This window comes from Allocoprobacillus halotolerans, from assembly GCF_024399475.1.
In the GTDB taxonomy this organism is placed as follows: Bacteria; Bacillota_I; Bacilli_A; order Erysipelotrichales; family Coprobacillaceae; genus Allocoprobacillus; species Allocoprobacillus halotolerans.
The window spans coordinates 1,506,902-1,525,784 of sequence record NZ_CP101620.1; the positions used below are offsets into that span (position 1 = coordinate 1,506,902).

Here is an 18,883-nt window from a genome sequence, read left to right on the forward strand (position 1 = left end):
GCATTATAACACGCTTTTTCATATAAACAAATAAAAAGTAAAGAAAAAGAGGACTTAATCCTCTTTTACATCCACATATAATTCTACATACCCACATTTTTTACATAACGCAGCTTTTAAAGGATATTCACTTTTTTTAAGATTTTCATTTTTTTCAATCAATGTAAAATCACTAATTGGTTGTGCTGTATCCTTGATATAACAATCTTCTTTCATTTCACTATGACATCTTGGACATTTTCTCATCTATACCACCTCTTTACTATTATTATACAAAATTTTAAAAAGAAAACAAAGAAAAAGAAAAAATGGATGATAATGATTTTACAAGAAAACCATTATTTCCCATTTTATTCGTTGAAATATATGTTATAATATGTCGAGGAGAGTGATAAGATGATCAAACTTAAAAATGTAACAAAAGTGTATAAGACCGGTGTAAGAGCCGTTAATAATATGAATGTTGATATTGGTGAAGGAGAATTTGTTTATGTGATTGGGCCTACTGGAGCTGGAAAATCAACGTTTATCAAATTATTATATCGTGAAGAAAAAGCTAGTTCTGGTAAAGTGATTGTTGCAGGGCAGGATGTCTCAAAAATTAAAGATCGTAAAGTTCCTTATTTTAGAAGAAATATTGGTGTTGTTTTTCAAAACTTTAGATTATTACCAAAGAAAACTGTTTTTGAAAATGTTGCTTTTACATTAGAAGTTACAGATACCCCAAAAGTCCAAATTAGAAAGAAAGTCAGAAGAACATTAGAACTTGTAGGGTTGGAAGATAAAGCCAATGCTTTTCCTCATGAGTTATCTGGTGGTCAACAACAACGTGTAGCAATTGCAAGAGCGATAGTAAATACACCTAAAGTTTTGATTGCTGATGAACCAACAGGAAATCTTGATCCTGATACATCAAATGAAATTATTGAACTATTAGAGAGAATTAATGAAGTGGATCATACAACAATTCTTGTGGTTACACATGATAAAGAAATTGTTCAAAAACATAAAAAGAGAACAATATTGATTGAAGATGGATGTATAAAAACAGATACAAGTGTAGGAGGTTATGTAGATGGAGCTTATTAGTTGTATAAGAAACTTTCCTAAACATTGTAAAACAGCATTTCAGAATATTTGGCGAAATGGAGTGATGTCAGTATCTTCTATTTTTGCAGTAACAATTACATTGTTGTTGATTGCTGTGATTGGTGTTATTGCGATTAATGTTCAGGATGTGACTTATAGTATTGAAGATAGTTTAACCATCTATGTGAAGATGGATCGTGAAATTAGTGATAAACAGGCTCAAGAAATATTGCCTGATATTGAAAAGATAGATGGTGTAAAAAAGCGACATTTTCATCTAAGGAAAATGAATTGGATAAAATGATTGAAAAACAAGATGAAGATGGTAAAAAATTGTTTGAAGGTTATCGTGAAAATAATCCACTAGGTGCAGCTTACATAGTCGAAGTCAATGATGCTAGCGAGATAGATACTGTGGCAGATAAGATTAGTGCCTTAGATCATGTTAATGATGCGACATCAGGGGAGCATCAACAAAGACTTTAGTTGATACTTTAGAAACAATAAGAAATGGTGGAGCTGTATTTGTTGTAGGTTTAACGATTGTCGTTTTATTTATGATAGCTAATACAATTAAAATAACAATTACTTCACGTCAAACAGAAATCAGTATCATGCGTATGGTTGGTGCCAGCAATTGGTATATCCGTTTACCATATATGTTAGAAGGTGTCTTTATTGGAATGTTAGGAGCAATTATTCCTATTTTGGTTGTTTACTTTGGGTATAATTGGATGTATAGTGGCGCAGCTGATTTTTTACCATCAATGGTTTCAATGCGTGCACCAATGCCATTTATTTGGCAGTGTTCAGGTCTTTTGGTGGCTTTAGGAAGTGGAGTCGGTTTAATTGGAAGTTTTGTATCAGTAAGAAAATTTTTGAAATTTTAAAAGCTTTAGGTCTTTTCCTAAGGCTTTTTTGGAGGTTATAATGAAAAGATTAATAATGATTGGTGGTACAATGGGTGTTGGTAAAACAACAATTAGTCAATTGTTGAAAAAGAAATTGGATTGTTGTGTCATGTTAGATGGAGATTGGTGTTGGGATATGCATCCATTTGTAGTGAATGATGATACAAAAGCAATGGTTATGAATAATATTGTTTATCAATTACAATCTTTTATTGACTGTTCGGTAATTGAAAATATTGTTTTTTGCTGGGTTTTATATGAACAGGAGATTATTGATGAAATCTGTCAGAGACTTGATTTATCCAATGTTCAAGTTTATCCAATTTCACTTGTGTGTGACAAAAAGACTTTAAAAGAACATTTACAAAAAGATATTGAATTGGGAATCAGAAATGAGAGTGTGATTGAAAGAAGTTTGGAACGTTTACAACATTATCATAAACTAACAACACATCAAATTAATATCTCTGCTTTAAGTCAAGAAGAGATTGTTGGACAGATTCTTGATTATATTTAATAACAACATATTTGAGTTTCGGTAAAAAAATAAAAAACAGGTAAAAAGTTATTCACAAATTGCCTGTTTTGCTTTATTTATAAGGAAAATCAACCTCTTAAATGTTATAATAATTTTAGATCAATAAACAAAATTTAGGAGGGATTTTCCATGAGTTATTTTACCACAGATCTATATGAAACGAAAAGAGAAATTGTCAATTTTTCTAATAAATTATCAGACAGTCTTGATAAACCTGCTGCCAAGTTTGTCATGGACATGATGTTTGGTCTTGCAAGAAGTCAAAGTGTTCTACTTAGCGATATTGCCAGAGCTCTTGATGAAAATATCAAGCTCAATTATACAATTGACAGATTATCCAATCATTTGGCTCAATTTGATGATGAAGCAATGAACCAAATGAAATCCAATTATAATGATATGGTTATCAAGCATCTTAGCGAAGACAGGATCATTTTACTTGATAACAGTGAAATCATCAAAAAATATGGAAGAAAATTTGAAGATCTTTGTATGGTCAGGGATGCTTCCTCACTTAAGGATGACATTTATCCTGGATACCATGTATGTGAGGCAACTGCCCTCACACAGGATCAACATCATCCAATATCTTTGTATAGCCATATCTATTCAACTGAAAGTGAAGGATTCAGGTCAATGAACGATGAAACAATAAAGAGCATAAAATATGTCAAATCTCTCATTACTGAAAGATGTACATTTGTATGTGACAGAGGATATGATGCCAATGTATTTTATGATTACTTCATAGATGAAAATCATAATGCAGATGATTTCATCATCAGACTCAAAGAAAATAGAACATTATTGTTTAAAGGGAAGCCAAAGAAAGTAGGAGAAATCGCCAAAAGAAGAAAAGGCAAGATTAAGATGAACATGTATTTTTCTAAGGAAGACAGTGAAGTCTATGTATCACATACGAGAGTGGAACTGCCATCACAAAAGGGAAGGATATTAAATCTAGTCATTGTGTATGGATTAAGTGAAGAAAAACCGATGATGCTTTTAACGAATAGAGAGATCAGGAATAAAAGAGATGTGCATAAGATAGTGAGGGCATATATGTCAAGGTGGCGAATCGAGGAGAAATTCAGATTCAAAAAGAATCAGTATGGTTTTGAAAATATAAGAGTAAGGACAATGAAATCAATAAATGTATTGAATACGATATTGATGATGCATATAGGGCATATAACACTGTTGGCAGAGAAAGTAGACAAGAAATTACTGGTCATAAAGATGATAGAGAGAAGCAAATCGCTTAAAGGAAAGAGATATTACTGGTGCTATCAGATTAGTAAAGGAATACAGGAAATATTAAAATATGCACAAAAGGGAATCAAGGAGTTTCAAAATATAAGAGAGAAGCAGGAATACAGGCAGCTGCAACTGAAACTATAAAATGAACATATAGTAAATAATAAAAAAAGGTCATGAAAATGACACTTTTTCAGCTACAATAAAAAGAGAACAAAAACAAAAAAGATGATATAGATAAGAAAACAAGGGTTATGACAATAAACAACAAGACATACCCTTCAAAAAAGAATGCAAAAAACCGAAAGTCAAAAACAACATACGTTTGACTTCATTATCTATTTTCCTTATAATAGGGAATATATAAAGGCAGGGACATATGATGTTTACAAAGAAAGAAATTTTTAGTATTCCAAATATATTGTGTTATTTTCGTATCTTACTTGTACCCGTATTTTTATGGGCGTATTTTGATTTGCAGTCAGATGAGGGACATTTTGTGGCTGCTGGGATATTGGTACTGTCAAGTTTAAGTGATTTTCTTGATGGATTTATTGCCAGAAAATGTCATATGATTACTGAACTTGGGAAGTTGATTGATCCTGTCGCTGATAAATTGACACAATTTGTAGTAGCGTGTACACTGATGTATACTTATCCAGCTTATGCTTGGCTAGTCGCTATTATTGTTTTGAAAGATGGTATGTTATTGTTTGTGGGGTATTATATTTATCGTAAGAAAGATAAACATTTGGATCAGGCCCAGATGCCTGGTAAAATAGCCACCGCTGTTTTCTTTGTTGTTTCAATTATCCTTGTTGCGTTCTATATTCCAGAAACAATGGTTTCATCATTGTTGATTTATTCAACTGTTGTCTTAATGATTATTGCGATGATTTATTATGGTCATGATTTATATTGTTTATATCGTGAAAACTAGAAGCTTGAAAAAGGGCTTCTTTTTATTTTATGAAAGTCTATGTTTTCTACTTGGAATTTTGTATAATAAACATAGGTGATGAACAATGGGAAATAAAAGAGATTTAAAACGTTTGTGTTATATAGAAGCTTTGGAAGATAATGTTGTAGGCGTTGAAATGATTTTAAATCGTTTTAATCAAATTGAAGATAAAAAAGGTATTTTTGATTCATATATTTTAACGCACGATAAAACAAAAACGACCTTAGATTTAGAGTTATCATTAGCGACACTTTGTATTCTACTTAGAAAAATGTCAGAAAATTTAATGGTTGTCATACCGTCAGAATTACGTCGCGATATGAATAGTATTATTCATTCTAATCGTTTTGAATATAATCGTTTTGAAGTTGTTGTTTACTCACAAAAAGGAAGAGAGTTAGTGGATTTAAGAGGGTTACTTCGCTTTTGCCATTCAATTCTTGATAGTGACAAAGTTCGTAAATAGGTCGTGTTAGAATATTATTGGTGATGACAATGAATTTAAGAAAGAATATAGGTATCATAATGATGATGTTAGGTGTGATTTTAACAATTAATCATGACCAGCAAAATGAATTAGTAAAACAGTTGGAAACAAGTATAAAAGCTTATTGGCCTTTGTTCATTAGCTTTATTGGTATTTATATGATTTCGACACCTAGAAAAAGAAAATAAAATGTATATATAACTTTATTTTTTGAGTCAAATTTTGTATAATGAACGCGTATGGAGGTATAGAGAATATGAAAAAAGACCTGTAGTTTTATGTATTTTAGATGGGTATGGATTAACTGATCGTATTGATGGAAATGCTGTAAAATTAGCCAATACACCTAATTTGGATGATTTAATGGCAATGTATCCAACAACAACTTTAAAAGCTTGTGGAAATGCTGTAGGATTACCAGAAGGACAAATGGGAAATAGTGAAGTTGGGCATTTAAATATTGGAGCTGGAAGAATTGTTTATCAATCTTTAACTTTAATTAATAAAGCAGTTGAAGAAGGAACATTCTTTACCAATGAAGCTTTCTTAAAAGCTATTCAATATGCCAAAGATAATCAATCAAAATTACATATTTGGGGATTATTATCAAATGGTGGTGTCCATTCTTCAAATGAACATATTTATGCTTTATTAAAACTTGCTAAAGATCAAGGATTAGATAAGGTTTATGTTCATGCATTCTTAGACGGAAGAGATGTAGCACCTGATAGTGGTTCTGATTTCGTGAAAGAATTACAAGATAAAATGGATGAAATTGGTGTTGGACAAATTGCTTCTATTTCTGGTAGATATTATGCAATGGATAGAGATAAGAGAATGGATCGTGTTGAATTAGCTTATAATGCATTGATTGGTAAATCTGGTGAAACTTATAGTGATCCTGTTCAATATGTGAAAGATTCTTATGCTAAAGAAGTCTATGATGAATTTGTGATTCCAGGATATAATCCTGATACACATGGAGCTATTGAAGATAACGATTCTATCATCTTTGCAAACTTTAGACCAGATAGAGCCATTCAAATGTCAAATGTTTTCACTGCTGATGTTTATGATGATTTTAAACCTGCTGATAAACCTCAAAACATTCATTTTGTATGTATGATGAGATATGCTGATACTGTTAATGGAGATATTGCTTTCCATTCATTAGATTTATCTAATACTTTAGGTGATTATTTATCAGCTCAAGGATTAAAACAATTAAGAATTGCTGAAACTGAAAAATATGCTCATGTGACATTCTTTATGGATGGTGGAGTTGATAAAGAAATCGAAGGGGCAACACGTGTATTAATCAATTCGCCAAAAGTTGCAACTTATGATTTACAACCTGAAATGAGTGCATATGAAGTCAAAGATGCATTAATTGCAGAATTAGATAAAGATATTTATGATGTTGTCATTGTGAACTTTGCAAACTGTGATATGGTTGGTCACACTGGTATTATTCCAGCTGCGATTAAAGCTGTAAGTGTTGTTGATGAATGTGTTGGAGAAGTTTACGAAAAAGTTCTTGAACTTGGTGGAACAATGTTAATCACTGCTGATCATGGTAATAGTGAAAGATTATTGGATGAAGAAGGAAATCCATTTACAGCACATACAACAAACCCAGTTCCTTTAATTCTAACAAATACACATTTAGAATTAAAAGAAGGTGGAAAATTAGGAGATTTAGCTCCAACAATCCTACAATTATTAGGATTACCAGTACCAAAAGAAATGACTGGAGAAAGTTTATTGAAATAATCAAATAAAGAGATTGGAAGTATGATTGTATGAACAATGATATGGAAAATCTCTTTTTATATTGAAAAATTAATCATTAAAAAAATTTAAATTTATACCTGCAAAAGAAATTCTAAAAAGAGACAAAATATGATATAATAGTAAAAAGGGGAGGGATTATAAAATGAAAACTCAATTAAAATATGCTCCATTAGCAATTTTAACGGTTATCGTGAGTGCAATTGCTTTGATAGGAGCATATATGATTTATTCACCACTTAGCAGTTTGGTTAATGCTGCAACTTCTGGAAGTTATTCTGACATGCTAGGCTTTTCTGCTGATAGTATGGGCGGTGCATCACTTCTTTTTGTTTTAGGAATTGCTGCTATTGCGGTGATTGCGATTATTTTAGTTGTTTTCTTTATTTATGAAGAAAGAAAATTAGCCATTATAATAAGTGCTATCATTGGAGTTATTGAATTTATTTTATCTTTACGTTTTTTGGGAATGTTGTTTCTACCTTAACAGGTGGACTAGGATCCATTTTCATGGGCTCTGCAGATAGTGCTTTATCAATGATGAATTCTATTGTGGGGAATTTACAACTTACATTAATTGTGATTTTGATTGGAACAGTTTTTAATGTTGTTGTGCTTTTACAAATGTATCATGTGATTCATCTTTCATTTTTACAGCCATATATTCCATCACTCACATGGAATAAAGTGAACACTGTACAAGTAGAACATTCTTCTCAAGAATCAAATGAGGGAGGGGAATCATTATGAAAAAAACATATGCTTTTAAACCATTATGTATATTAATTTTTATTTTTGATTTGATTTTATCTCTTGTATTATGGAGATTTTTATCAATGGCATCTGATGTTTGGGGATTAATGAGTTCTTTATCAACTCTTATTAATGTTGTTATCTTTTTAATGGTTGGTATATTAGGTGTTATTGTTGTAACGATATTACTTTATATCTATTATTTGAAACAAGAAAAAATTCAGGGAATTCTTTGGGATGCTATTTTGCATACAGTTTTTTCTGCATACTTTGCAGTTCAAATGTTATCTATGAATAATCAGATGCTCACAGGTAGTCATACTTTAATGACACTTATTGGTATTTTTGTTTTTGCATCAGCATTATTGCATTTATTTGTTATGTTACGCTTAGATAAAGTTATCCATGTGACTGTTTTGGATGCTTATTTACCTGCAGGGCAAGGGAGTCTTGAAGCGTCTTCTACTCAAACAGAAACTGAACCATCACAAATAGTGCAAGAACAACAGGTTTCAACACCACCTGTTATAACAAAGGAAAAAGCACTCACATTCTTGAAGTCAAAGAATGGCAAAATAGCTCTAGGAATTGTTACTGTTATTATTGTAGCGGTTGTTGGTTATAAGGTCTGGGATGCTTTCTTTAATAAAACTGTCATTGATGCATTTGCAAATATGCAAGTGACTTATGATGGTTATGATGGTGCAGGTGAAGCAAGAATTGATGGTGTTGATATTGATTATGATATGACAAATACAGCATTGGAACAGTTTGTCAATGATATTTCATTTGATATTGAAAAAAATGGTGAGCTTTCTAATGGTGATAAAGTCACAGTTAAAGCTATATACTCTCAAGAAACAGCCAAACAGTTAAAAGTGGTCTTAAAAGAAGAAAGTCAAACATTTGATGTTTCAGGATTAACTGTTAAATATCAGAGTGCATCACAAATTGATAAGGCAGTTTATCAGAAAGCTTATGATAAAGCTAATCAGGAATCGAAGGAAGAATCATATTTTAGTTCAGATGGTTCTACAAAAACATTTTATAAATCTTATTATATTGTGAATACAAATGAGGAAATATCAATACAAAGAAATTATTTGGTCTTTGTTTATAAAGAAGATTATAAGAGTTATGACTTTGCGGCAGGTAAAGACGTTGATCAGGTAAGATATATTTACTATTATACAAATATTGATTCAAGCTATGATAGCGAAGAGGAATATATGAGCCAATCAACTTTGCATAATGATTCCTTTGATTATGTCAGCAATGAAGCTGAAATTTTACCAGCACTTCAAAAACAGTCAATTACAGATTACGGTGAGGCTAAAGTTGAAGAAGTGAATATATCTATTGAATGATGATAAGTGGGGAGAAGTCCTCACTTTTTTATTTATGAATAAAGAATTCAATGAAATGAATCTTATAATAATAAGATAATATTGATTGAGTTAATATACAGTTTAAATATTCATGTTAGATTGAAAAAAGAAAGAGTTTTGTGGTATATTAAACAAAAGTGGTGATGAAATATGAAAAAATGGATTTGTCTGTTCATGGTATGTTTTTTATTATGGGGTTGTCAAACATTTAAAACAGAAAAATTAGATATACAAGGTATACAGGCAATACCTTATGAAACATTGACAGAAAAATTAGATGAAGATGTGACATTTTTATTATACATAGGTAGACCAGATTGTGGTGATTGTCAGGAATTCTATCCTGTGCTTGAAGCGTATATAAATGAACATCAAGGAACAGGTATTTATTATTTAAATATTAAGGAATATCGAGATCAGGCACGTGAAGAAGATGCGACGCAAGAAGAAAAGGATTTTTATGAAAATCTTTATCAAAGATTAGATTTTGATTGGACACCTACTATTCAAAAGATTACAAATGGTCAAGTTGTTCAAACTTATCAATATCTAGATGAAGATTATTTTGAAATCAAAGATCGTCAAAAACAATTAGAAACAAAACAATATTTTTTAGATGCTTTTGAAACATTTATGGATGATTATTTTGAGGAGGAAACAATATGAAAAAATGCCCAAGATGTGGACATGAATTAAAAGATAATGAGAATTTCTGTTCTCATTGTGGCTTGGATTTGCGCAATCATTATCAACATCGCCGATCTAACAATAAAGCCATGACTTATTTATTATATGTGATTATATTCTTTTCATTTGTGACTATTCCTTTGTTGTATAGTCGAGCACTAGGCGAAATGACAGGAAATCGTACCAATATTCAACAAAGTGAAAAAGTGGCTTTGCCAGAAATGAATGGCGAGGCAAGAAGTCTTATTGCAAGTTATGATACATTGGCAGATTTTCAAAATCAATTTACAAATGTTGATGGGATAGTTGATAATATTCATCGATTTGAAGATTCACTGTCACAAAAACAAGCGGGATCATGGTCTAAATCTTATCAGGTTCAAATTGCTGATAACTATAACATATTTTTTGAATTAACATATCAAATAGAGTTAGAGGATCATACGATTCTTCAAGTACAGCGTTCTTTTGATCGTGCACATAGCTATAATGATGAAACAGTAACATTTATAAAGAATAATATCACAACTTTTGATGAATTATTTTTAACCACATCACAACAACAATTATTTGAAACATTTACAGGTCAACAATCCACAACCAATCAATTGATGGATAGTTTTAAAAAACGTCAAGATGAATTTGAAAAGAAAAAAGAAGCATTAGGACATTATGGTATAGGGAATTATGATGGTCAATCTTCTTTTGTTGTATATCGTCAAGAGAAAATATATCAGTCAAAATTAACATATGTTCATACACCTCAAGAATATATCTATTAATAAAAAGTGGGCTTTATTCAAGCCCATTTTAAAATATGTTTTGAAGAATATAAAGATACTTTTGATCATAAATAACATACATTTCATCATATCCATAATCACTTTTGAATATTTGATAAGTACACTGATCAAAGTGAGGATAATATGAGGATGGAATAGAAAATTCATAAGATATATCAAGGAATGTCTGTTCAAATTTATCATCACCAGAATGAGAAAGGTTAAAAGTCTTTGTAATAAGGGAAGGATTTTTAACGTCAAAGACTTCATAATAAACACCATCATTTTGAAAACCAAGCTCACTATGAGTTTTATAAATGGAAGTGAGATCCTCAGGCAAAGTTATGTGCCAATGGTCACGATAAAGTGAACCTTGATGTGTCATAAGATGATATGTTTCTAATGCCATACAAACAAGCATACCAGTTATAAAAAAGATTAGTATAAAAAGAGTACGCTTCTTCATATTCATCACCCTTTTTAACATAACATAGAGATATGAATAAGTTGTGTAAATATTTATCTTTTTTAGAAAAAATAGAGTTTCATTTTATGTTGATAATAAGAAATTTTATCTTTGCTTTTTATAAGAGGTTAGATATAATAGGAACAATAGGTGATGCATAATGAAAATATTAATAAGTGATGTAGATGGAACATTGATTCATCATGATCAAAATATAAGTGATGAAAACCCGTCTTTAGGAGTTCTCACTATATTTTTTAGTAATCCTTTTTTATCAAATATTATATTATGCCGATTTTATCGGCTTTTTTTGTTTTTTATCTTTTTTTATTTATTTTTTTATGTTATAATTTATATAGTGATACTAGTGATATCTATTATGGAGGTTATTTATGGCTTATTTTCTTAAAAAAACTCATCGTAACGGGCGTGCCTACCTTTCTATCGTGGAAAGTTACTATTCCCCTCAAAAACGCTGTGGAGCTCACCGCACCTTTAAATCCCTCGCTTCTGTCGAATCTTGGAAAGCCAAAGGAATTGATGATCCTATCGCTCATTTTCAAAAAGAAGTCAATGCTCTTAATGATGAAATTTCTAACAGTCAGGCTCTCAAAATTTCTGAATCATCTCCTGAACTTTATTTAGGATATTTTCCTTTTGTTTCTTTACTGAATAAAATGAATATCAAAAAGTTTGTTGACTATTTCAATATTTCCAATTCTTTTGAATTTGATCTGTACGAATTGCTTTCCTCTCTTATTTTTGCCCGACTTGTGAATCCTTGCAGTAAATACAGAACTTTTCATGAAGTGTTAAACCACAAATTCTGCGATAATGTTAACTGCAGATTAATTTATACTGATTTATCACGTCCTTTTATTTTTAACCGCAGATTATTTGCTACCTGCTGATGGATAGTAAGTGATCAATGAAAAAAGGATATATCATATCGATACATCCTCATAGTTATATTGTTCAAATATACTTTTTATCGCGTATGCAATCCTTCTGCTTTCTAATTCATCATCTATATTATCATACACAGATTCCGTATTCCACATGATATCTGTTGGATATGCCAGTGGTATAAATCTATCCTGGTTTTTTCTTATGATTTTATCGTAGTAATGTATAAACAATTCCCATTCCCCCGCTATTACGTGCATCTGACACCTATATATACTTTTTTCTGTTTTTATGTTAAATGTATAATATGGTCTGATTTCTATGCAGTCGATCTCCCCAACCTGTTTTTTATTTTCTCTATCTTTATATATATAATCCATCTTTCCTATCCTATCATTAATTCCTTGCCTGCTTCCATGATCAGTTCGCTATCAATGATATCCTTTTTATAATGCATTCCTAATATCAGGCTCTTACTGATGATCTGATTGAGTATCCTGACGGAGGTATTCATCAGTGTATAAAGTGTATGATAGCTTTCTTTTGTAAACAGGTCTGTTCGGCAACCGACCGATTCCAAACGTGATTCCACATAATTTTTTACTTCTTCTTCATTGAATCCTGTAAACGTATAATTCATATTGATACGTTGTCTAAATGGTTCCAGGACTTTAAGTCGCAGTGTTCTTATAAATTCATTCTGCCCTACGAATATCAGTGTACAGTAATCTTTTGAATCATAATCAAAATTCATAAGCATGATGAATTCTCTAAGCACTTCTTTTCTGAGAAATTGTGCTTCATCTATCGCTATAATGACTTCCATTTTGTTTTCTACTGTCAATCTTCTCAGTTCATCCTGGATAGCTTGAAACATCTTCGACTTTTTTGTCATCTCTTCAAGCCCCAGTGCATCATTAAGCATTCTGTAAAAATCTATGGCTGTAATCGTTGTCATACAGATATAGATTACTACATATCGATTGGGGTTGAGAGATTCCAATGTTTTTCTCAGACATGTGGTCTTTCCCATCCCAGGATTGCTTAAAAATACACCGATTCCTCTTGATTTGATGATAAATTCCAATCGGTTCGTCATCTGTTTAAAATCATTAGATTCATATAATGTTTTAATCATTGTATCTTTAGTAAATGGATTTCTGTCCATTCCGTAATACGTTGTCATTTCCATTAATAAATAATCTCCTCTCTTCTTGTCCTTCCGTTTTCAACCTTATCTGTCCTACTGATTGGAACTTTCTTTTTTCGGATATATCATACAGATAGGTATTTTCAAAAGTTCTTGGATCATATCGAATGATTACCCTCATCCCGATATAAATGGACGGAACATCAAATAAAACATTTTCAATCAATACGGTTGAATCTCCATTTACCTTACGTGTCGTTTCATGCATGAACACATCGTCAAGCCAGGCTCTGTATTCAACGGATGATTTATTGGATAGCTGACATACCTCCACGTCCTTCATATCGTACATGTATCTTTCCAATGGAGTGTGATTGTCGTGAATGTCATCCTTCAGTGAAGAATGAGGGGTACGGTTATATTCGTTAATCCAACTTTTTAATCTCATATTGAGCTCGGTCAATGAATGATAATGGCTTCCATGATCCCCATTCATCCATCTCATCTTGATGGTAGAAAAGAACCTTTCAATAACGGCCTTTCCTTCCGGTGAATAAGGTGGATTGTAGATGATTTTTGTGCCCAGCCTTGCTTCTATCTCCTTGGTGCTTTTATTTTTGTAGCTTGATCCATTGTCAAGGATGATCATCTTACTTCTCCCATATCTTAGTACTGCATCATGCCATACCTTCTGAAAATTAACGGCATTATCATTAAAAAAGAATTCAGCACCAACTATCATTCTTGAATGATTATCGATGATGGCAATCAGATAAGTTTTTCTGTACTCACCGGCTTCATCAAAAATATAAAAGGTATGACAGGTATCCGCTTCATATCCATCACATGAATGAGCAAATTCCCATGTACGTCTTTCTTTTGTGACAGGTTTTGACCCATGACGCAATCCTGAATTTTTAATGTACCTCTGAACAGTATCTACCGATACATCACCTACGTTGAGGAGCCCCTTTTCAATCATTCTTTCATAGATCATGACGCCTGTCACTTTAGGGAATTCCTTGATCATATCGCTAATAAAATCTTTATGGCGATTGTCCAGCTTCCTGACTCTTCCGGCATCCAGACGATCTTTAGGCATCAGTTCATCAAATCCACAATTTCTATAAATATAAAGCCAATTCTTTAAAGTTACAGCAGAAAACTTTCTTCTGGTACCATCGGGCCAATCGACCTCATTCTTGGAAACACGCCTAAAATAGGCTTCAGCGGATATATCCGTAAATGTAGCCGAAACGACAGGTGCAATAAGTGAAAATTTGACCTGTGCAACGAGTTTTCTGTACTCGTAACGATCAGTATTCTGTTTGTTCATAACTTTTTACCTCCCAAAAAAGTATAGAACAGTGAAAATGATAAAGATATTTCCATCTTATTTATTTTTATATTCTAATGATCATCATTTCACGAAGGAGCAAATAATTTGCGGTCATATTGAAATAAAGCATGGGAACTCAAATCGTAGATATCATTCATGACATCCTCATAAAGATAAATCATTGAAACAAAAAAAGACATGCGGTAACTGTTTCTAAGCTGCATATAGTAGCGTAGATAGCACATGTATTTTTTGATCCATCTGTAGATTGTAGAAATAGATATTCCATATTTATTTGAAACATCATTTACAGTCAATGAAGAATAAAATTTATCAAAAAGGACAGATAATATAAAAGGAATAGAATATTGGCAATGAGGCACAATGAAAAGATGAGGAAGGACAGCATGAAAATGTTTGCAGTTTTCACAGTAAAGCACGGGAATCGAAACAGTTTCCTCAACAACGGCATTATCACGGAAAGTAATAAAATAGCGATCATAAGAGATAAAGAATTTAAAATTAGGTGACTTACATATATGATCATCATGGATATGAAACGCAGAGAGTTCCAGATGATTTAATAAAAAGGTTTCGAGAAGCTGAAATTCACTAGCAGAGAGAGAATGGTTAAAATTAATAGGACAAGTTTGAAAAATATGCTTGATTAAAACAGAAAATGATTGTACCATAGTAGCGGGTGGATTCATCAAAGATGAACCCAGGAGAAAAGATGAGATTGAGCCTGCAAAACTGAACCTATCTTTTCTCTTTTTCCTTTCTTAAGATTAAAAAAATCAGTCAAAATAAATAACACATAGAATATTATAAATCAAAAAACAGATAAAGGATATAAGAACTGCGGTTTCTAACGGCAAATCTTATATCCTTTTGATTATATTAATCTGCGGTTTTTCATCTAAATTGATTTTGTAGAGTTTTCGGTTTAACAATGAAGTTATTCCTCAATTGAGAGGTGCCACTCATTTTTCTTATAATCAGCTTCTAGACGGTCTTGCATTCATGGGCAATGATTACGGCAAGTTCATCGAGATTTTTAATGAGCAGATGAAGAAAGTCTATAATATCAATACTTCAAGGACTTATTTTGATTGTACCAATTTCTATTTTGAAATCGATAAAGAAGATAATTTTAGACGAAAGGGTCCATCAAAAGAAAATAGAAAAGACCCTATTGTGAGTTTAGGGCTATTGCTTGATGCCAATCAAATCCCTATTGGCATGAAGCTGTTTCCTGGTAATGAAAGTGAAAAGCCAGTCTTAAGAGATGTGATTCAGGCTCTTAAAAAGAAAAACCAAATTTCAGGAAAAACTATACATGTAGCTGACAAGGGATTGAACTGCACTCAAAACATTGCTTTTTCTAAAGAAAATGGAGATGGCTATTTATTCTCCAAATCTGTCAAGACTCTCCCTGAAAAAGAAAAGATATGGGTATTGTTGAATAATGAAGACTGGAAAGAAATAAAAAATGATAATGGTACATTATTATACAGATATAAGTCATGCATTGACAAATTTCCTTATCATATAGAAATTGACGGGAAAAAGAAGACTATATATTTTACTGAGAAACGAGTAGTGACTTATAATCCAAAGCTTGCATCTAAAAAAAGATATGAAATCAGCAAACAGGTTGAAAAGGCAAGAAGCCTATGTTACAGTCAGGCAAAAAGAGCCGAATATGGAGATCTAGGAAAATACGTTAATTTCACTAATGAAAATGGAGAAAAAGCAAAGGCAACAATCAATGAAGACATCATAGAAAAAGAACTTGAACTGGCAGGTTATAATTTATTGATCACATCAGAAACAAATATGAAGTCAACAGACATCTACAATACCTATCACAATTTATGGAGGATAGAAGAATCATTTAGAATAATGAAATCCGATTTGGATGCCAGACCAGTATTCCTTCAAAAAGAAAACAGTATAAAGGGACATTTTTTGATATGTTACCTGGCAGTATTATTGGAAAGAATATTCCAATTCAAAATCTTGAACAATAAATATAGTACACAGGAAATTATGAAATTTGTAAAAAGTTTTAAGATAGTCAAGGGAGAAAGTAAATATATCAACGTAACAACATCAAGCAAGTTCATAAAAGACTTTGAACAAATGACAAAATTACCGTTAACAAATTATTACTTGACAGAAAGGCAAGTAAAACAAATATTCAGGTACAAAATATAAAAAAGCAGTAGCAATCACTTAAAAGATTACTACTGTTTTTCAATGAAAGTCTCACTATATTTTAATGTTGGATACCAAAGTCAGGTAGTATAAAAAGAGTACGCTTCTTCATATTCATCACCCTTTTTAACATAACATAGAGATATGAATAAGTTGTGTAAATATTTATCTTTTTTAGAAAAAATAGAGTTTCATTTTATGTTGATAATAAGAAATTTTATCTTTGCTTTTTATAAGAGGTTAGATATAATAGGAACAATAGGTGATGCATAATGAAAATATTAATAAGTGATGTAGATGGAACATTGATTCATCATGATCAAAATATAAGTGATGAAAACATACGATATATGAAAGAACTTCAAAAGCAGGGGCATCAAATTGCTTTGTGTACAGGAAGAAATCGTTTTGAAATGCAATGGATTTTAGATGCAATTGATTTTCCTTATGATTATTTGATATTGAACAATGGAGCACAGATTGTGGATAAAAACCATCATGTTCTTTATGAAAAATATCTTGATGGAGATGTAGGAAAAGCTGTATTAGATTATTTATCAAATTTTGAAGAATTGGCTTTCTTTTATAGTGATGGCAAAGTTAGCTATGGCTATGAAAATGGACATTGCATGGAACGTATGACAAAAGAACAAAAACCACAAGATGGTATGCTTTGTGATAGGTATCAGCTATCATCATGTTTTGAAATTATATCTTTTCATCAAAAGAATTATGAAATGGATATAACACGTCCTTGTTTTGAATATATTGAAAAACATTGGAAAGAACAATTAAGTATTTATTATAATTTGCATTGTGTAGATATAGTGGCTAAAGGGTGTTCTAAAGGAAATGCACTACTGTGGCTTTGTCAATATTTAGGTGTTAAGGATGATGATGTTTATGCTATAGGAGATTCTTACAACGATCTATCGATGTTGGAAAAAGCTAGAAATAGCTATACATTTGATTATGCACATCAGGATATAAAATTATTGATAACACAACATGTTCATTATGTTTATGAAGTGATTCAAGAAATGTTAGGAGGAAAAATATGAGCTGGCAAGATAAATTAAGAAAAGTTGAACCTTATCAGGCAGGGGAACAACCACGCATTCAAAACTTAATTAAATTAAATACTAATGAAAATCCTTATGATCCAGGTGAAAAAGTTAAAAAGGCTATTCAGGACTTTGATTCATCACGTTTATCTCTTTACCCACGACCTGATGCCGATGAATTAAGAAAGGCTCTAGCAGAATATCATCACATCAATGAAAACCAAGTTTTTATTGGAAATGGTTCAGATGAAGTTTTGGCACTTATCTTTTTAACGTGTTTTAATGGGCATGAACCAGTTCTATTTCCTGATATCAGTTATTCTTTTTACCCAGTTTACTGTGAATTATATCAAATTCCCTATCAGAAAGTTCCATTAAATGAAAGTTTTGAAATTGTTAAAACAGATTACTATCAACCTAATTCAGGAATCATATTTCCTAATCCAAATGCACCTACAGGAATATGTGTCTCTTTAGATTTCATTGAAGATATTTTAAGACATAATCAAGACAGTATTGTGGTAATTGACGAGGCTTATATTGATTTTGGTGGAGAAAGTGCTGTGACTTTGATTGAGCGTTATCCTAATCTATTGATTACCCAGACTTTTTCTAAATATCGTTCATTAGCGGGTATACGTTTAGGTGTCGCTTTAGGAAGTCAAGAAGTTATTTCTAAATTATATGATGTGAAAAATTCATTTAATTCTTATCCAATTGATAGTTTAGCTCAAGTTATTGGACTGGCAAGTATGGAAGATAGTGATTATATTTATCAAAATGCGATAAAAGTGATTGAAACAAGAGAATATACAAAAAAAGCACTGAAGGATTTAGGCTTTGTTATGCCGAATTCTAAAGCAAACTTTATTTTTGTAAAACATCCTGATTATGATGCTCAAAAACTTTTTGAACAGTTAAGAGAAAAAGGAATATTGGTACGTTATTTTAATCAACCAAGAATTCATCAATATTTAAGAATTACAATTGGTACACCTCAACAAATGGAAACATTGATTCAAGAAGTGAAAAATATTTTACAAGCATAACAGTATAGGCTTTTTGATGATTGTGTTATAATGCCTATAAAGGAG

At 31.4% G+C, this 18,883-nt stretch carries 23 protein-coding genes and 2 pseudogenes; 19 read left to right on the top strand and 6 right to left on the bottom strand.

The window, feature by feature from the left end; translation table 11 throughout:
- Window positions 1-54 precede the first annotated feature (54 nt).
- Window positions 55-246 carry a hypothetical protein gene (locus NMU03_RS08890; protein WP_290137735.1) on the bottom strand — a complete coding sequence of 64 codons (192 nt, stop codon included), beginning with the start codon at window positions 244-246 and terminating at the stop codon, window positions 55-57.
- Window positions 247-396: 150 nt separating this feature from the next.
- Here NMU03_RS08890 and ftsE point away from each other — a divergent pair, with 150 nt between their 5' ends.
- The 15 genes from ftsE (at window position 397) to NMU03_RS08965 (ending at window position 10,644) form a co-directional block, all read left to right on the top strand.
- Window positions 397-1,089 (top strand): cell division ATP-binding protein FtsE, encoded by a 693-nt coding sequence (ftsE, locus tag NMU03_RS08895; protein WP_290137737.1) that lies wholly within the window; start codon window positions 397-399, stop codon window positions 1,087-1,089.
- A complete protein-coding gene (locus tag NMU03_RS08900; protein ID WP_290137739.1) occupies window positions 1,076-1,393 on the top strand; it encodes a cell division protein FtsX in 318 nt (105 codons plus the stop codon). Before ftsE ends, NMU03_RS08900 begins: the two co-directional genes overlap by 14 nt.
- Window positions 1,390-1,575, top strand: coding sequence for a permease-like cell division protein FtsX (locus NMU03_RS08905; protein ID WP_290142308.1), 186 nt, complete (start codon window positions 1,390-1,392; stop codon window positions 1,573-1,575). Before NMU03_RS08900 ends, NMU03_RS08905 begins: the two co-directional genes overlap by 4 nt.
- Window positions 1,576-1,646: 71 nt before the next feature.
- Entirely contained in the window at window positions 1,647-1,979 is a 333-nt protein-coding gene (locus NMU03_RS08910; RefSeq protein ID WP_290137741.1) for an FtsX-like permease family protein, read from the top strand.
- Window positions 1,980-2,019: 40 nt separating this feature from the next.
- Window positions 2,020-2,517: an AAA family ATPase gene (locus tag NMU03_RS08915; RefSeq protein ID WP_290137743.1), complete on the top strand. Its 498-nt coding sequence runs from the start codon at window positions 2,020-2,022 to the stop codon at window positions 2,515-2,517.
- A 150-nt stretch (window positions 2,518-2,667) separates the two neighbouring features.
- On the top strand, window positions 2,668-3,939 hold the full coding sequence (locus NMU03_RS08920; protein WP_290137744.1) for a transposase: 1,272 nt from the start codon (window positions 2,668-2,670) through the stop codon (window positions 3,937-3,939).
- 238 nt (window positions 3,940-4,177) lie between these two features.
- Window positions 4,178-4,735: a CDP-alcohol phosphatidyltransferase family protein gene (locus NMU03_RS08925; RefSeq protein WP_290137745.1), complete on the top strand. Its 558-nt coding sequence runs from the start codon at window positions 4,178-4,180 to the stop codon at window positions 4,733-4,735.
- An 85-nt stretch (window positions 4,736-4,820) separates the two neighbouring features.
- Window positions 4,821-5,222 carry a hypothetical protein gene (locus NMU03_RS08930; RefSeq protein WP_290137747.1) on the top strand — a complete coding sequence of 134 codons (402 nt, stop codon included), beginning with the start codon at window positions 4,821-4,823 and terminating at the stop codon, window positions 5,220-5,222.
- 29 nt (window positions 5,223-5,251) lie between these two features.
- Window positions 5,252-5,431: a hypothetical protein gene (locus NMU03_RS08935; protein WP_290137748.1), complete on the top strand. Its 180-nt coding sequence runs from the start codon at window positions 5,252-5,254 to the stop codon at window positions 5,429-5,431.
- A gap of 34 nt (window positions 5,432-5,465) precedes the next feature.
- Entirely contained in the window at window positions 5,466-7,016 is a 1,551-nt protein-coding gene (gene gpmI, locus NMU03_RS08940; RefSeq protein ID WP_290137749.1) for a 2,3-bisphosphoglycerate-independent phosphoglycerate mutase, read from the top strand.
- 163 nt (window positions 7,017-7,179) lie between these two features.
- Complete coding sequence (locus tag NMU03_RS08945) at window positions 7,180-7,521, top strand: hypothetical protein (RefSeq protein WP_290137751.1); 342 nt, start codon at window positions 7,180-7,182, stop codon at window positions 7,519-7,521.
- 23 nt (window positions 7,522-7,544) lie between these two features.
- The gene (locus NMU03_RS08950; RefSeq protein WP_290137753.1) at window positions 7,545-7,784 is read left to right on the top strand and encodes a hypothetical protein; all 240 of its coding nucleotides are present in this window, start codon (window positions 7,545-7,547) and stop codon (window positions 7,782-7,784) included.
- The gene (locus NMU03_RS08955) at window positions 7,781-9,154 is read left to right on the top strand and encodes a hypothetical protein (RefSeq protein ID WP_290137755.1); all 1,374 of its coding nucleotides are present in this window, start codon (window positions 7,781-7,783) and stop codon (window positions 9,152-9,154) included. Before NMU03_RS08950 ends, NMU03_RS08955 begins: the two co-directional genes overlap by 4 nt.
- A 171-nt stretch (window positions 9,155-9,325) precedes the next feature.
- A complete protein-coding gene (locus tag NMU03_RS08960) occupies window positions 9,326-9,841 on the top strand; it encodes a DUF6568 family protein (protein ID WP_290137757.1) in 516 nt (171 codons plus the stop codon).
- On the top strand, window positions 9,838-10,644 hold the full coding sequence (locus NMU03_RS08965) for a zinc ribbon domain-containing protein (protein ID WP_290137759.1): 807 nt from the start codon (window positions 9,838-9,840) through the stop codon (window positions 10,642-10,644). Before NMU03_RS08960 ends, NMU03_RS08965 begins: the two co-directional genes overlap by 4 nt.
- Window positions 10,645-10,672: 28 nt before the next feature.
- Here the strand turns inward: NMU03_RS08965 and NMU03_RS08970 are convergent, their stop codons facing one another.
- Window positions 10,673-11,110 (bottom strand): hypothetical protein, encoded by a 438-nt coding sequence (locus NMU03_RS08970; RefSeq protein WP_290137761.1) that lies wholly within the window; start codon window positions 11,108-11,110, stop codon window positions 10,673-10,675.
- A 392-nt stretch (window positions 11,111-11,502) separates the two neighbouring features.
- Between NMU03_RS08970 and NMU03_RS08975 the strand changes: the two are divergent.
- Window positions 11,503-11,925, top strand: a pseudogene (locus tag NMU03_RS08975) (IS1634 family transposase); the annotation flags it as partial.
- Window positions 11,926-12,054: 129 nt separating this feature from the next.
- On the opposite strand, the gene NMU03_RS08980 reads toward NMU03_RS08975, so the two are convergent.
- The 4 genes from NMU03_RS08980 to NMU03_RS08995 form a co-directional block, all read right to left on the bottom strand.
- Complete coding sequence (locus NMU03_RS08980) at window positions 12,055-12,396, bottom strand: DUF6618 family protein (RefSeq protein ID WP_272595459.1); 342 nt, start codon at window positions 12,394-12,396, stop codon at window positions 12,055-12,057.
- A gap of 5 nt (window positions 12,397-12,401) precedes the next feature.
- The gene (locus NMU03_RS08985; RefSeq protein WP_272595460.1) at window positions 12,402-13,208 is read right to left on the bottom strand and encodes an ExeA family protein; all 807 of its coding nucleotides are present in this window, start codon (window positions 13,206-13,208) and stop codon (window positions 12,402-12,404) included.
- A complete protein-coding gene (locus NMU03_RS08990) occupies window positions 13,162-14,502 on the bottom strand; it encodes a TnsB C-terminal domain-containing protein (RefSeq protein WP_290137768.1) in 1,341 nt (446 codons plus the stop codon). Before NMU03_RS08990 ends, NMU03_RS08985 begins: the two co-directional genes overlap by 47 nt.
- An 89-nt stretch (window positions 14,503-14,591) precedes the next feature.
- Window positions 14,592-15,215 carry a DUF6431 domain-containing protein gene (locus NMU03_RS08995; protein WP_272595462.1) on the bottom strand — a complete coding sequence of 208 codons (624 nt, stop codon included), beginning with the start codon at window positions 15,213-15,215 and terminating at the stop codon, window positions 14,592-14,594.
- A gap of 241 nt (window positions 15,216-15,456) precedes the next feature.
- Here NMU03_RS08995 and NMU03_RS09000 point away from each other — a divergent pair.
- From NMU03_RS09000 to hisC, 3 genes and pseudogenes are all read left to right on the top strand, one after another.
- Window positions 15,457-16,725: pseudogene (locus NMU03_RS09000) on the top strand (IS1634 family transposase); the annotation flags it as partial.
- A gap of 272 nt (window positions 16,726-16,997) precedes the next feature.
- A complete protein-coding gene (locus NMU03_RS09005) occupies window positions 16,998-17,786 on the top strand; it encodes a Cof-type HAD-IIB family hydrolase (protein WP_290137771.1) in 789 nt (262 codons plus the stop codon).
- Window positions 17,783-18,838: a histidinol-phosphate transaminase gene (gene hisC, locus NMU03_RS09010; RefSeq protein ID WP_290137773.1), complete on the top strand. Its 1,056-nt coding sequence runs from the start codon at window positions 17,783-17,785 to the stop codon at window positions 18,836-18,838. The genes NMU03_RS09005 and hisC overlap by 4 nt, the downstream gene beginning before the upstream one ends.
- Window positions 18,839-18,883 lie beyond the last annotated feature (45 nt).